13 protein-coding genes are annotated in these 15,443 nt (G+C 40.9%); 8 read left to right on the forward strand and 5 right to left on the reverse strand.

Features of this window, described 5'->3' with window-relative positions; translation table 11 throughout:
- Positions 1–61 precede the first annotated feature (61 nt).
- Both OCU46_RS19990 and OCU46_RS19995 read left to right on the forward strand, forming a co-directional pair.
- Complete coding sequence (locus OCU46_RS19990; RefSeq protein WP_167495329.1) at positions 62–1,705, forward strand: amidohydrolase family protein; 1,644 nt, start codon at positions 62–64, stop codon at positions 1,703–1,705.
- Positions 1,706–1,765: 60 nt separating this feature from the next.
- On the forward strand, positions 1,766–2,389 hold the full coding sequence (locus OCU46_RS19995) for a DUF3299 domain-containing protein (protein WP_141269090.1): 624 nt from the start codon (positions 1,766–1,768) through the stop codon (positions 2,387–2,389).
- A 13-nt stretch (positions 2,390–2,402) separates the two neighbouring features.
- Here OCU46_RS19995 and OCU46_RS20000 read toward each other — a convergent pair whose 3' ends face one another.
- Positions 2,403–3,407, reverse strand: coding sequence for a LysR substrate-binding domain-containing protein (locus tag OCU46_RS20000; protein WP_141269088.1), 1,005 nt, complete (start codon positions 3,405–3,407; stop codon positions 2,403–2,405).
- 67 nt (positions 3,408–3,474) lie between these two features.
- On the opposite strand from OCU46_RS20000, the gene OCU46_RS20005 reads away from it, so the two are divergent.
- Positions 3,475–3,795, forward strand: coding sequence for a carboxymuconolactone decarboxylase family protein (locus OCU46_RS20005; RefSeq protein ID WP_141269086.1), 321 nt, complete (start codon positions 3,475–3,477; stop codon positions 3,793–3,795).
- A gap of 284 nt (positions 3,796–4,079) precedes the next feature.
- On the opposite strand, the gene OCU46_RS20010 is transcribed toward OCU46_RS20005, so the two are convergent.
- Complete coding sequence (locus OCU46_RS20010) at positions 4,080–4,748, reverse strand: DUF3299 domain-containing protein (protein ID WP_141269084.1); 669 nt, start codon at positions 4,746–4,748, stop codon at positions 4,080–4,082.
- A 627-nt stretch (positions 4,749–5,375) separates the two neighbouring features.
- Here OCU46_RS20010 and OCU46_RS20015 point away from each other — a divergent pair.
- On the forward strand, positions 5,376–6,743 hold the full coding sequence (locus OCU46_RS20015; protein WP_141269082.1) for a metal-dependent hydrolase family protein: 1,368 nt from the start codon (positions 5,376–5,378) through the stop codon (positions 6,741–6,743).
- A 195-nt stretch (positions 6,744–6,938) separates the two neighbouring features.
- On the opposite strand, the gene OCU46_RS20020 is transcribed toward OCU46_RS20015, so the two are convergent.
- Complete coding sequence (locus tag OCU46_RS20020; RefSeq protein ID WP_141269080.1) at positions 6,939–8,111, reverse strand: MalY/PatB family protein; 1,173 nt, start codon at positions 8,109–8,111, stop codon at positions 6,939–6,941.
- Between the two features lie 848 nt (positions 8,112–8,959).
- Between OCU46_RS20020 and OCU46_RS20025 the strand changes: the two genes are divergently transcribed.
- Together OCU46_RS20025 and OCU46_RS20030 are read left to right on the forward strand one after the other, a co-directional pair.
- Positions 8,960–9,610 (forward strand): DsbA family oxidoreductase, encoded by a 651-nt coding sequence (locus OCU46_RS20025; protein WP_141269079.1) that lies wholly within the window; start codon positions 8,960–8,962, stop codon positions 9,608–9,610.
- Positions 9,611–9,678: 68 nt separating this feature from the next.
- On the forward strand, positions 9,679–10,269 hold the full coding sequence (locus OCU46_RS20030) for a TetR/AcrR family transcriptional regulator (RefSeq protein WP_141269077.1): 591 nt from the start codon (positions 9,679–9,681) through the stop codon (positions 10,267–10,269).
- A gap of 7 nt (positions 10,270–10,276) precedes the next feature.
- Here the strand turns inward: OCU46_RS20030 and OCU46_RS20035 are convergent, their stop codons facing one another.
- A complete protein-coding gene (locus tag OCU46_RS20035) occupies positions 10,277–10,870 on the reverse strand; it encodes a GNAT family N-acetyltransferase (protein ID WP_141269076.1) in 594 nt (197 codons plus the stop codon).
- A gap of 349 nt (positions 10,871–11,219) precedes the next feature.
- On the opposite strand from OCU46_RS20035, the gene OCU46_RS20040 reads away from it, so the two are divergent.
- Positions 11,220–12,743 (forward strand): Na+/H+ antiporter NhaC family protein, encoded by a 1,524-nt coding sequence (locus tag OCU46_RS20040; protein WP_141269074.1) that lies wholly within the window; start codon positions 11,220–11,222, stop codon positions 12,741–12,743.
- A 74-nt stretch (positions 12,744–12,817) separates the two neighbouring features.
- Here the strand turns inward: OCU46_RS20040 and OCU46_RS20045 are convergent, their stop codons facing one another.
- Complete coding sequence (locus tag OCU46_RS20045) at positions 12,818–13,876, reverse strand: DUF1254 domain-containing protein (RefSeq protein WP_141269072.1); 1,059 nt, start codon at positions 13,874–13,876, stop codon at positions 12,818–12,820.
- 590 nt (positions 13,877–14,466) lie between these two features.
- Between OCU46_RS20045 and OCU46_RS20050 the strand changes: the two genes are divergently transcribed.
- Positions 14,467–15,435 carry an AAA family ATPase gene (locus tag OCU46_RS20050; protein ID WP_141269070.1) on the forward strand — a complete coding sequence of 323 codons (969 nt, stop codon included), beginning with the start codon at positions 14,467–14,469 and terminating at the stop codon, positions 15,433–15,435.
- Positions 15,436–15,443 lie beyond the last annotated feature (8 nt).

The raw sequence follows: 15,443 nt of genomic DNA on the forward strand, positions 1-15,443 counted from the left end.
ATAGTGATTTGAGATAACTGCATAAACTATGGCCAACTCTCCTCGTCAAATTGGAATTAATATGCACAAATTCACTCTATCTATTTTTGCTACGGTACTTTCGCCTTTCGCTGTTAATGCAGACTCAACTCCTCTCGACAAGGTTGCGTACACCTTTAACAAAGAAGAGCAATGCCAATTCAATACAAACGTACAAAACCAACGATTTGATACTGTGTTATCCAATGGCCGAGTTATGGACCCAGAGTGTCAATTTGATGGCGTTCGAAACGTAGGCATACGAGATGGAAAGATTGTCGCTATCAGTAAACAGGAATTGCCTAGTGATAATACGGTCGATGTAAAAGGACTTGTTGTCGCACCAGGCTTCATTGATACCCACACACACTCTAGTAATAAGTTCAATATTAAGATGGCTATGATGGATGGCGTTACCACCGCGATGGATTATGAAGTGGGTGCTATGAACATTAGAGAGTGGTATGACCGAGAGGAAGGCAAATGGCCTATCAATTACGGGACATGCGTATCTCATGAAATGGCTCGAATGATGGTTATGGACAAAATGGCTATTACTGACCCTGTTGATGCTAATGAATTATTTACGTTGCGCGGTGCTTCTAGGTTCGAAGATGGTATTGACGATTGGTCAGTGACCGTTGCCAATGAAGAGCAACTGAGCGCCATCATTAAAATTCTTGATGAAAATCTTCAGCAAGGTGCACTATGCGTGGGAACCACAGTCGGCTATGCCAAAGATGGCGTTTCTACTAAGGAAATGTACGAAGCTCAAAAAATCGCAGCACAATACCAACGTCCAACCTCTGGTCATTCGCGATTTCATGGATATAGCAAGACACCCAACGAAGCGCCCCTTGGCTTCGACGAACTGTTTACAAACGCAATGGCTTTAGGTGCACCACTTCTCTATTCACACAACAATGATTATGGGTGGAAACAAATTGAAACCAAGATGAAAGCAGCTCGTTCTCAAGGGCATATCGTATGGGGAGAATATTACCCCTACGAGGCATTATCGACTTCAATTGGAGCCGACTTATTGCAACCTAAATATTATGAAGATGTATTTGGCATGAGTTATAGCGAAACCATGTATGACCCAGTTCAAGACAAGTATTTAGATCGAGAAGACTACGAAAAAGTTGTTAAAAAAGAGCCAGGAAGATCCGTAGTCGTATTTAATCCCTCTCGTAAAGCTTGGCTCCCTGAATGGCTAGAAGAAGAAAATATGTCGGTTGCAAGTGACGCAATGTGGAGTACTGATCCGACACACCACTGGGGCACCGATCCTTCTAAATTTAAAGGACATCCTCGTACAGCAGGATCGCACAGTCGGGTATTACGTTTAGTACGAGAGCACGACATCTCTTTAATGAACGCAGTTAACCAGTTGAGTTTCGTATCAGCAAAATTTTTAGGACAAACTGGACTTGAATTTATGAATGAACGAGGACGTATACAAGTTGGGAAAGTTGCAGACATTACCATATTTGACCCATCATTGGTGAAAGATATGGCAGGCTACGCGACAGGAACAAACGGTCTGCCTCCTCGTGGAATACCTCATGTAATGGTCGGTGGTACTTTTGTGAAATTTAATAACCAGTCTACTGACAAGTTTGCTGGGCTGGCTGTACGTTATCCAGAGCGAAAAGATAGTCTTCGCGAAAACATTCAACTTTAATTTCCGATTACTAATGCAGGCTATACCTTTGTAGCCTGTTTACAAACTGGGGTAATATCGATGCATCGCCATTTAGTTCTTCCTATTCTTGCCATACTTTTATCTAATCCAGCTTTTGCAACACGTGAAGTAGACTGGTCAATGTTAGCACCAAAAATAACGATGCCCGACTCAATTGTTCAGTTGAGCATTCTGCACAAGAGCTTGTTTCAACAACTCATTACTATTTCTCAAATAAACTCACCGACAGAAGAACAGCGACAACAAGCTTCTCGAGCCCAAAAGACCTTAGAAGACTCTGGCATCAATGTTGAAGAAATCATTAAGATCCGCCAAGAGAAACTAAAAAAGGCTAGCACTATGATCGATTCCACTTTACTTGGTGAAAAAGTGAAGATAGCTGGATACCTCATACCATTAGACCTAAATGGTGGGCGTTCTACAGAGTTTTTATTGGTTCCGACTGCAGGTGCGTGTATTCACACTCCTCCTCCTCCGATGAACCAAATTGTTTTGGTGCAGTTCGACCAAGGGTTCAAGATCACTGATCTTTACACCCCTGTCTGGGTGCACGGGCAACTATCAACACAGAGATCAAAACAAAATGTAGTGTTGTCCGACGGGTCAGCTAACGTTGAGGCCGCTTATCACATTGATGCAACTCAAGTCGCATTCTATCAGTAGTCTATTTTATTAGTTAAAGTTCAATTCGTTCAATAAGGAAATCGATGAAAGCCTTGGTCTTCAAACTCTGTTTTTTGCTCGTGTAGAATACTGCATAAATGGGAATGTTTTCATCCTTCCACTTTTTCTCTAAAACAGGTACCAAACGTTTATTTTTGATATCTGCAGCAACAGTAAAACGGGACAAGCAAGCCACTCCCAAGTGGTTGATTGCCATCTGTTTTAGTGATTCACCGCTATTACTCAAGTTGGAGGCAACCTCTGAAATAATATTGCCATCTAGCGCGCCTTCTAATGGCCACTTGTTTAGCCGGGTAAACGGGTAGAACCCAAGTAATTGATGATCTCGAAGCTCCTTCACCGTTTTTGGAATACCATACTTCTCGATATAAGTGGGTGAAGCATAGAGCCCTCGATTCGTTACCCCTACTTTCCGCGCTCTCATTGTCGAGTCTTCTAGCTCTCCAATTCGAATCGCTATATCTATTTTGGTGTCTAGGAGTTCAGCTCTCTCTTCGCTACTAACAAGTGTGACTTTTAACTCTGGATACCGATCACCTAATTCCATTAGCAAAGGAATAATGGCATGCAACGCAAAAGGTGTGGCGGCATCAACAATTAATTCCCCGGACACTTCTCCGCTTTGACGCTGAAATTGCTCAAGAATAGCGGTGTGCTCACTTTGAATTGCTCTAGCCCGTAATAAAAGCCACTCTCCTTCAGCAGTCAAACTTACCTTTCGAGTCGTGCGTTTAAATAATGAAGCGTTAACTGTCGACTCTAGCTTTCGAATAGTTCGACTTACAACAGGTTGAGAGACTTCTTTAATGCTCGCGGCTTCACTAAAGCTTTTAGCTTCGGCAACAGCAATAAAAATACTTAGATCATAAAGCGACGGGATGTTCATATATAACCTCATGGCTATAAATAATATAGCCAACGTATCATTTAAGTCATGTATTGGTCGAGTTATATTTACTGCATCAAGTAGGAGGTGATGGAAATCAAACGCCCTCACTCACGCTCATTCGGGGCGAACCTTATTCTGGTTTCAATCCTTCAATTTTCATCAAGAGGAAACAATTATGCGACTATCTAACATTCAACAAAAACTCGGAACTATCTACAGTGACTTGCTTAAAGCGTGTGATGATCCAGTTTCTGCGACTTATGTAGCTTTAGAAATCTCAAAACAAAACGGCTGTAGCTATTGTATTGATATGCACAGCGAAGAATTAGCAAAGTTTTCAGAGAAAGAAATAACTGAATTAAATAAAGACCAATTAAATGCGGTTATTGAAGGGGTTGTTAGATGCAAAACTATCGATGCTGATAATTATGATGTTGCGCTAATTGAGTATGCAATTTTGATCAATACATTCAATCGCGTTGGTAAATTAGCTTAATGCAATTACTTACCCTTTGTATTTGATGTACAAGCTTTTGAAACTCACTGTGAACAAAGACGTGTTACAAGAACTCGCACCAGCACGTCTTTTGACTTTTCCCCAAGTATAGAGCCAACAACCGGATGATAAAAAGCAGGGAAAGACTCAATTCAAGCTATGTAGTGATTAATCGAACAAACTCATTTTTGGATAGAAATGAGTTAGAGTCGGTGCCTATTCAATTGAGTCGAATCTATTTTTCAACTCAGCTAATAGCAACAATATTTATCATTAATTATGAATTAATTAATTTTATACAACTCCACACTTTGCGCAGACATTTGATAAACAGACTCAACATTACTGGCACCATCGCTATAGTTGACATCAGCTGTTACATTTTGATTAAGTAATTCCCCTTCTACCCAAAATGGCGTGTCTAATCCATTCAATTCTATGCCATCAGGAAACGAGACTAACACTATTTGATTTGGGGGTGGCGGTGGTGTGTGGATACAGGCACCAGGTGACGGTACTAAGAAAAATTTAGTAACTTTAGTCCCTTCCATTTCAACAGGAGTAATAAAGCCCGGTATACGAAGTGTTTTACCCAACACCTTATCATTGGGTAGCGTAGCTTGTTTTGTTCTCTGTTCTGTGATTATTTGTTGCTTTGCAAAAAGTTCATCTACATCAATACCAGCTTCAATAAAGTCTGCTTCAATCTTCTTAACTTCAGCTACTGTTTTCTCTGATAATTGAAAGTTGTCTTTTTCTAATTCTTCTCGGTAACGAGAAATTGTTCCTAAAAGGTAGAGTTGATTAGGATCTAGTTTTGCAAAGGGGTCTTCGACAGTTTCTAATTGAGGACGTAAGTCATACCAAGTAATTGCCTTCATTTCTTGAGCAGTAACAACACTGCTCACTAAAATAAACATACTTATTAATAGGCACTTTTTAATCAATATCATTCGCAACCACCATCAAAATAGAAAATCCTTTTAAGTCTGACATCTGTATGAAATGCTTATGAAAAAGGCTCCATGGCAATCCAGTAGCCTTTTCATACTATAGTAGACCTAAGTCTTTTTTAGCAGGCATGATTGAGGACAGGCAGCGCAACCACCAAGTCCCGTACATAGAAGCTAGTCACCATAGTTACTTGCAACTCGTTCTGCAGATTCAAGCCATCACTTACATTGCAATAACTCTATTTAGACCCACGTTTAATTTAATCGCCATTTATAATAAATACATGCAGTTATGGCGTAAATAGATAATTTTACTAAATCCTCCAATGCTAGACTTGGAGTCTCAACCTAGAAGGCTTTTAAGTGGTAGAACCAATTTAAAAACATATAAAGTTCAACAAATCTCCGTCACGATGAATTGCATTTTAGCGTTAAAAATAGAAAAGAGTTAACGACAACTAGTTACCAGAGTTGAAGTTAAGTAATGACAGAAGTAACAATAGTGTTGACTGTTAATTTGAATGGCTTCAGGAAAAACCACGAATTAAACCATTAAGTTGTCGATAATTTTGATTACTCATTCGTAAATAGATTGTCCATCATTAAATTAAACACAGGTGTGATTTCATGAAATTAAACAAAATATTAGTCTCCATGGGTTTATCTGTACTATCAGTTGGCGCTTTTGCTGAACTAGATAAAACAGAATTACCCACTCAAACTTTGATCGTTAATGTCCATGTTTGGGACGGTACAAGCGATGGAGTCACTAAGAAAATCAATGTATTGGTGGAAGATAACTTAATCAAAAAAATTGAAGCCGACAAGAGTGACGCTCATGCCGACGCAACTATTATTGATGGTGAAGGCAAAGTTCTAATGCCGGGCCTTATCGATGCTCATACTCACCTTGCTGCTCCTGAACAATTAGATAGATTGAAGGATGATGTTGACTGGATGTACTGGGGTATTTCTACAGCTCAAGTAACTGAAGACTGGTTAATGAGAGGATATACAACGGTACGTGACGCAGGCGGACCTGCTTCCAGCATCCACAAAGCTGTAGAAGATGGCCGTGTAATCGGTCCTAGAATTTACTCATCTGGCCAAGTTATTTCACAAACATCTGGTCACGGTGATCATCGTAGTTTTAATACTCCCCATCCAAATTTTCAGGGTAATACCCCAGCTAAAATACAAACTACTGAAGGTTTTGAACTGATATGTGATGGCAAAGATGAAGTACTACGCTGTGTTAGAGAAGTATTACGTGGGGGCGCTACTCAAGTTAAGGTGATGGCCGGTGGTGGTACGTCATCAAGTTATGGTCCTCTATATTCTAAACAGTATCTACCAGAAGAGCTTGAAGCAGCTGTGCGCGCAGCAGATGACTACGAAGCTTATGTAATGGTGCATGCATATCATGATGAATCAATAATTCGTAGTTTGGATGCAGGTGTTCGTTCAATTGAACACGGTACGTTGATGACAGAAAAAGGCATGGACGCTATCATGGAAAAAGATGCGTGGATTTCTCCATATTTCACTATGTTATCTCTACCATGGGAAGTGATTGTCGCTTATGTTGGTCCAGAAAATGCTCAAAAATCAAAACAAGTTATTGATGGTGCGAAAAACCAAATTAGAATTTTAAAAGAGTCTGGATACGATAAAATTGCGTTCGGTGCTGACGTTATAGGCCCCCTAGAAGTTCAACAAAAAGCAAATAACGAGTTTGCCGTACGAGCTGAATATTGGGAACCTGTTGAAGTATTAAAGCAAGCAACTTACAACAATGGCCGCATGCTAAAAGAAGAAACTGGCCTTCGTAATCCATACCAAGACGGTGACTTGGGAGTAATCAAAGAAGGTGCTTATGCTGACATGATTATTGTTGACGGCAACCCACTAAAAGATATTTCACTGTTGACTAAGCCTAAAGAAAGCTTAGATCTCATTATGAAAGACGGTGTTATTTACAAGAACACGTTATAATCTGAGTCCCTCACTCTATTTAAGTGAGCGTTCTCGTCCTAAGAAAACCTTCAGCTTGTGCTGAAGGTTTTTTTCGACACATCGTCGCCACTAATACAACAATCTTCGTTAAAAAATATTCTGAGCGACCTCTAACGGCCCATAAAAAAGGCGGTAACCACCGCCTTTTACTTCATATAATTTTCGTTTGTTATTTTATGCGTATTTGCTAAATGCTTTACACATACGCTCCAAACCGACTTCTAACATAGATTTTGTACATGCGAGGTTTAGACGCTGCCAGCCGGAACCACCTGCACCAAATACAGCACCACCTTCTAACAAAATATTCGCTTCTTGAATCATAATTTCATCCAGTTTTTCGTCCGATAACTCAAAACCACGAAAATCAAGCCAAGCAAAGTATGTCGCTTCTGGCATTTGCATCATAACTTGAGGTAAACACTCGGCCAGATAGGCTCTAGTAAACTCTAAGTTGCCATCTATGGTTTGTCGTAATTCGTCTACCCACTGGTCACATTGAGTATAAGCGGCCTCAACAGCAGCCATTGACACTGGATTCGGCAGTGCCAGCCCGATTTCCGTATCCCATTTAGCCTTTAATTTAGCGTTTGAGAAAATTGTGTGACTAATGTGCATACCACCTAAGTTAAAGGTTTTACCCGTACCGTTGAGAGTAATAACATGATTTGGATTAGAAATTGCTTTTGCTGTAGGTATGTGAGTAATACCTACACGTGTTAAATCTGAATGAATTTCATCAGAAACCAAAAGAACATTATTACGTCCACAAATATCAACGACTTTGGCTAACTCTTCAGTTGTCCAGACACGCCCTATCGGGTTATGCGGAGAACAAAGTAACATCATTGTCGTATTTGGATCACTTGCAAGCATCTCTAGTTGCTCAAAGTCCATATCATACTTTCCGTTTTCTTCTTTTAATGGATTATCCACCACGATTCGATCATACTTGGTTACTAACTCTGCAAACTTATGGTAAACCGGGCTTTGAATTATTATCCCGTGCCCTGCATTAGTCGCTATTTTAATCAGCGTTGAAATGCCATTGATTGTACCGGAAGCGACACGAATATCATCTGAGTTGATCGTCCAATCGTAGCGACGCTTTAACCATGCTTGTGTTTTGTCATAATACTCAGCCGTCGGTACAGAATAGCCAAACGTTAAACGGTCAATCTCCGCTTTCATACCTTTAATAATTTCTGGAGCCACTTCAAATTCCATATCGGCAACCCAAAATGGCAAGGTTTCATCATTTGCATAAGAGGACCAAGAGGTCATTGCTGCCCATTTCCCAGAATAAGTATCCTTGCGAATTGCTGCTGTAGAAAAATTATATTTCATTGCTGTTCTCCGACGTTGTAAAAAAGGATTATTGATTAAAAAATCACTTTCATCTCAATTAATTTATTAATAACAAAGCCCTCCGGCTTTCCATTTTTTGAACCAATTATATTGATAGCTATATATTAAAAACACTAATATCACTCAGCTTACTTTTGTATCTTTTCCTATCTATAATAAGTAAAAGCACCCCGTAAGATGCTATAGGTGTTACTTAGTGTCCTTTTATTCGAGACTATTTTTTGTCACTTGTTCTGCAGAAGATTCATCCCAAATCTGCTCGTTAAAACCTAGAACGTTTTCACCTAGGAAACCTCGAACTTCTTCGATAGTCCAACCGTACTGCTCAATCCCTTAGTTTTACGGTGAAATGCAATGTTTCACGGAAACAGCCGGTTAATTGCCAATATAGATGAAACAAAACATATCATTGTAAAGAAATAAAAATTAACCATACACGCCAGAGCACGCTTAAACTGCGTGAATCGTGTTGATCTCACTGGTGTTTTAAAGTCTGATTTTGTGTCTAAGTGCTGACATTACGAAAAGTAAGTCAAAAGATGTTTAAATGGAGTAAGAAGCTAGTCAGGCATAACTTCGAATGGGGCACAAATGAGTCTACCACCCCACCTTCATTACATTCCAATCTGTACAAAAAGCTCGACTTCTACAAGAACCATGTTTCCTTTCGGTTCAGAGCATTAGAAACCTATCAACTAAAAATCAAGAAATACGTCGCAGTTTCAAGGACTCATAAAATGACATTTTTCTTTCCTTTCATCTGCATCGGTGTATGCTTTTACTTGTAACGATCGTTCAAAATAGCGGAAACGAAAAAGGATTAGTTGATGAGTAGTAAAATAAAGCTAGATATCGTGTCGGACGTGGTTTGTCCTTGGTGCATTATTGGTTACAACAACCTACAAGCGGCAATCAAAGAGCTAGAACTACAAGACAAGATTGATATTGAATGGCAACCGTTTGAGTTAAACCCTGATATGCCAGTTGAAGGTGAAAACCTTCGAGAGCATATCGCTCGCAAATATGGAAGTAGCCCCGAAGATAGTGCTAGTGCGAGAGAAAGAATCGCTGCGGCCGGCGCTGAACACGGCTTTAAATTCAACTATTTTGACGACATGAAGATGGTAAATACCCTAGAGGCTCACGTGCTTTTAGATTACGCCAAGCAACATGGTAAGCAAACCCAGCTAAAACTCAGGCTATTCAACGCCTTCTTCAGTGAACAAAAAGATGTATCTGACCGCACTATCCTAAAGCAAGAACTCGCTGCTGTAGGTTTGAATGCTGATGAAGGGATGGCTTGGTTGGACAAGCCAGAGCTTAAAAGTGAGGTTAAGAACCAACAAACTCAATGGCAACAAATGGGAATCACCGGCGTACCGACGGTTATCTTTAATAGAGAGAGCGCAGTTACTGGTGCCCATCCAGTAGAAAACTATAAGCAGATCTTGCTTGAATTGAGCAAAGCACTAGATTGATATTGAACGATCGTTAATTTAACCGCTATAATCCGGTGTGAACAATTTTAGACGCAGTAGGTATTACCATGGGCAAACGTGCACTCTTTGATAGAGATGATGTCATCAATAAAGCCAAAGACCTTTATTGGGAAAAAGGCTATCACGGCACTTCAATGCGGGCACTGCAAGATGCTCTTGATATGCGTCCAGGTAGTATCTATGCCGCATTTGGTAGCAAAGATAATTTGTTTAAAGAGGCTATTCAACGTTACTCCGAGGAAAGTGGCGAGATCCTACACCGAAGCTTGGATAATGCTGACTCTAACGTTGACGGCTTAAAAGCATTTATTAAGGCCATCATAATCGAAGGCAGAGACTCCGCGCCAAGTGGCATGTGCATGGTCGTAAAGTCTGTTGCTGAATTAACTGAAACAGACAACCCAGAGTTACTAGCACTGGCTAAGCAACTACTAGGGGATGTAGAAGCAGAGTTAGCGGCAATACTTACAAAAGCGATGGATGCAGGAGAGCTCCCTCCAGGAAAAGATCCTATTGAGCTAGCCCGTTACGTTCAAATACAAATTATTGGGCTAAGAACCTTCGCCCGAGCCACCAATGAAGTCGCTCTAGTGGAGAAATTTATTGATGGCATTTTTGAAGATGGCCCATTTCGCTAAAAACCCATTAATTCTGGTACTGAGATAGCTTATATTCGAGATTAGCTTTTACACTCAGCCATTCACTATTAAGTATTGAAAACACTACTGTGTCTCTATAGCCACCATTGGGTAGTGTTTGATGATTCCTCAATACACCATCTTGTTTAGCACCTAATCGGGCTATTGCAGCCCTTGAAGCTTGGTTATACCAACTAGTGCGAAACTCCACAGCAATAGCCTCGAGAGTTTCAAAAGCGAGGGAGAGAAGTAGTAATTTACACTCTGTATTTATAGACGTTTTTTGAAAACGGCTTGAATACCAGGTGTAACCAATCTCTACTCTATGATGCACACAATCAGCATTGCAAAATCGCGTCGAACCAATCACTGCCCCTGTAGACTTCTCAATCACAATAAAAGGGAGCGCTAACCCTAAAGCTTGTTGCTCCAGAGCGGTTTCAATGTAGCTACTCACCGTTTCTTTGCTGGGTACAAAGGTATACCACAAATTCCAAAGCTCACCATCGGATGCTGCAGCAACTAATGCATCAGCATGTTCTGATTGCAAAGGCACTAACTTGACCGTTTTAGACTCTAATTGTGTCTCGTGTAACCACATTATTTTTCCCTTAATATCATGTTGTTAATTCATCCTAGTGCAAAACTAAAGCATTAAGCGCTCTTTTTTTAATAATGCTAAGTTGGTCTAAATCCATGCTTTCATGCGTTCGTTAATTATGCGTGTGAGTACAAATGAGAAAGCCAACTTGTTGCAAAGCTATCCACCACTACTATGCCTATTTAACAAATCTGCCAAGCTTTACATTTGTTACAAAACGCATCTCTACCGTTCATAAAAACAACACTTAAAACCCTTATATATAAGTATTAGCACTATGTTATATACATAGAGATTTAGTGCATGTATATTCACACAAAATGACTGATTATGTATTACGGTATTTGCTATGGAACAGCCTGAATTTATATCCCTTCTCCCAATTATTGTCACCCTAGCCTTAGCGCTCTCAACTCGAAACGTAGTAGTTGGGCTCTTCTCTGGCGTAGTGTGTGGCGTTGCCATGTTAGAGGGCACCTTTATCGACAAAGGGCCGCTAGACTCATTTAGTGCATTGATGCAAAGCTATCTTCTCCCTCAACTGACAGACAGTTACAATGCGGGCGTACTGTTGCTTTTGGTTTTCATTGGTGGATTCGTTGCTTTGATGGAGAAATCTGGTGGTGGTGTTGCATTCGCTAAGAGAGTGACACTGTGGGTAACCAATAAATGCCAAGCGCAACTTGCTACATGGTTTGGTGGTATTGCTATCTTCTTTTCTGATCTTGGTACCCCATTGATTGCAGGGCCAGTATTTAGACCACTGTTTGATAAACTTAAAGTCTCACGTCAAAAACTCGCGTTTATTATCGACTCGACCTCTTCTCCAGTGGCTATTTTGATTCCCTTCATTGGTTGGGGCGTCTACATCATGAGTCTTATTCAAAAAGAGTTCGCTGCTCTAGAGGTAGGAATGAGTGAATGGGATGCCTTTATTGGCGCAATCCCGTACCAGTTTTATGCTTTCCTAGCCATAGCGATTGTGCCTATCTTGTCCTTTTTCAAACTGGATTTTGGTCCAATGGCTCAAGCAGAAAGACTGGCTAAGCAAGGCTCTGATTTTGGTAAGGTTGAAGATTCTCTTAATGTCTTTGAGCACGAAAATGCCAAAACAAGCTTTGTATGGGCACCACTTCTGGTCATGCTTGTCGTACTGTGCTCTATTCTTATACCTCACGGCTTCCCATTCCAACAAGTATCAGGTTCTACGTTCAGAGCAGCATTGTCTTCTGCCTACTTTTTTGCCGCATTCACACTTATCGGCCTAATGGCAGTGTACAAAGTAAGAAAGCTGTCCGACGGCATTCAAGTGTATCTAAAAGGCATGTCTAATATGATGTCTGTAGCAGTTATTCTTATACTTGCATGGGCACTGAGCTCTGTAGGTAAAGAACTGGGCGCCGCCGCCTATATTGCAGAACAAGCCCAAGCGGGTTTTCCTTATTGGTTGGTGCCTGCAGTAGCATTTTTGTTAGCTGGAATAATCTCTTTTGCTACGGGTTCATCGTGGGGAACCTTTGCTATCTTAATGCCATTGGTGATACCGACTGCCTTCGCTATTGATGCACCTATGTTAGTCTGTATTGGCGCAGTTTTATCCGGTGGTTTATTTGGCGATCACTGCTCACCAATTTCAGAAACCACCATACTTTCTTCTACTGGCGCAGGCTGTGATCAATACGAGCACTTTAGAACTCAGCTACCTTACGCTCTGGTTAACGGCGCTATTGCATTCATCAGTTTCGTTGTTTCTGGCATTCTCGCTTCACCCCTAGTCGTGTTAGTCGCGATACTCGTGCAAGTTGCGGTCTATCTTGTTCTATCGAAACAACAGTCCACCAGCGAAACTCTAGAAAGCCAACCGACCTCTTAAACTAAAAAAAAAGCCCCGCTCTTTTAAAGAGCGGGGCGTAACATTGATTAGCCCTACGTCATCTAATCAATCGGTTATTTTACAACCTTAACTGTTGGTAAGATGCGGTAACCATCGGTTACTTTTTGGCTAGGCATGTAGTGACGAATACCTAGGTTAAATACACCAGAATCATTGGCTGTTTTAATGTTGTTTGGCGCATCATCACCACAACCGAAGCTGATTGTGTATGAGCCATCTTTATTAGGCGTTGCTGTGTTTGAACTAAGGTTTGCTACGTCGTTAAACATAAACCCTGCTTTGTCATACACAGTGATAGACCAAAATGCTTGGTTCTTTGGATCTTCAAACGTTGCTTGGTGACATTGGTTAGCAGGGTAGTTTCCTGATACTTCATAGATGTTGTCTTTCATCTGAGCACCGCCCCATCCTATCGCTGCGCCAACTGCGTATTTTTCTTCGGTATATAGCTCTTTTGACTCATCGTTAGGATCGGTAAACATACCCGTTAACGCTTGGCTACCGTCACGTTTTAAGATAGTTGGCATCTGTGATTTTAGCTCACTCTCTACCTGCTCAAATGACGCTTTATTCACTTGTTCTGCTGTGAACATTTTATTTGAGTTAGCATCAATACTCATTTTATCTTGGATCTGACGAGCTTCTGCCTCTGTGAATGTTGCGTCTAAACGAACAACAATATAAACATGATTGCCTGTATGAGTTTTCAGCTCAAATGTACCCGCACCATAACCCATCGCTTGGATTCGGTGATCTTCAGTCACCACCTGATAAGAAAGATACTTACCCTCTGGAACTTCAGGAAGCGTAATAGTCGCACCTTCAGAAACATCAACCACCGCCATCGAGTAGTATGTATCACGGTTCATTCGAACAACAGGTTGTTGATCTGTGGGAGTCAGTTCGCGTTTGTGGAGAAATTTATTGATACCAGCAAGATCCTGGTTTTTTAGAATTTGGCGTGAACTTTCAAATACCGCGTAATTATCTGTTGTAGTGATTGCACCATTTTTGCTAAAGAAATCAGCTTCGCTTGAGACTTCTGTTGCTGCAAAACTAGGAAGAGCTGTGATACCTAAACCAATCGATACTGCTAGTGCCAGTTTTTTCATTATGTACTCCGCTAAATCAAAGATAATAGGCGTAAGCCGTCTCTCCATCCCTAAGTGCTCACTGCCTCTCTAAAGAGAGAATAAGCAAATAGTGGTATTTAATCGAATTACAGTTTTCTATATATGGTATGCACTGGGCGCATATTACAGTGCCTAAGGGCTAGCTCTTAAAACCTAGCCCCTATTATTCGTTTTTTAACAAAGGCTGTAATCGGAAGTCATCACGCAGCTTTTGGCTTGGAATGTGGTGACGGAAATCGAGATTAAATACACCTGATTTATTCTTGATGTGCTTCCTGTATATGTCATCCAAATTGAACACTTCAAACCAACGAACGCTTCCCTTGAGATTGACTTGATTTGTGCCTTTCACGTTTCACAGTTTACGAATTCCTGTTTCCAAAGCTATTGACTTACATTCATACATGATATCCACATAAAGCATATTACATTATCCAAATTAGTCATTATATTTATAACTAAACAAGCGGTAGCATATATTTCTCGAACATATTCAGCATAACACCTGTGAACGAACTATGTTTAACCTATTGTATTTATTAACGATATAATCTTAAGAGAGTGACCAAATGAATTCTAATTTAGAATCAGTAATGCAACTGAAGAAACAGATGGAGCAGTCTGTCATCGGCCAACAGCATATGGTCGATACACTGTTAGTCGCCCTACTTACTAACGGTAACGTGTTATTAGAAGGTCTACCTGGAACAGCTAAAACTCGCTCTATTAAGGCGTTAGCTTCAGCTTTATCCGTTGATCTGGGTCGTGTGCAGTTTACCCCCGACCTACTTCCATCTGATGTTACAGGTACTGAGGTATATCAAGACGTAGATGGCAAACCTACGCTTACCTTTCAGCCGGGACCTGTATTTAATAATTTACTACTCGCCGATGAAATCAACCGCTCTCCTGCCAAGGTACAAGCTGCTTTATTGGAAGCAATGGAAGAGCGCCAGATAACCGTAGCAGGTAAAACCTATAAGTTGCCTGATTTATTCATGGTACTTGCCACTCAAAACCCCGTTGAACAAGAAGGTACTTACCCGCTCCCTGAAGCTCAAATGGACCGTTTTATCATGAAAATCAATCTGGACTACCCAGATGCTGATGCGGAAGAGCAAATCATAAAAATGGTGCGCGGCGAAGAAAAGCCTTCATCGGAAAAACCTGAGCCTATCGATCCGGCTTGTATTTTTGCAGCACGTGAGGAAATACAAGAGATCTACTGCAGCGATGCGGTTCTCAAATACTTGGTGTCTATCATTGTCGCTACGCGTCAACCAGAGAAATACCCAGACTCAGAGCTTGCCAACTGGATAGCAGTAGGTTCAAGCCCTAGGGCAACGATCGCTCTCGACAAATGTGCTCGCGCTATGGCGTGGCTAAAGGGTAAAGAATTTGTTGATCCTGATGATGTGAGAGAAGTGGTACATGGTGTCCTTAGACACCGTTTAATTCTATCCTACGATGCGTTGGCTGAAGGTATCAGCTCAGATCGAGTTATTGATGAAATTCTATCTCAAGTCGCGGTAGCGTAAGAGAGAAC

The sequence above is a fragment of the Vibrio comitans genome (genome assembly GCA_024346835.1).
Taxonomy (GTDB): domain Bacteria; phylum Pseudomonadota; class Gammaproteobacteria; order Enterobacterales; family Vibrionaceae; genus Vibrio; species Vibrio comitans.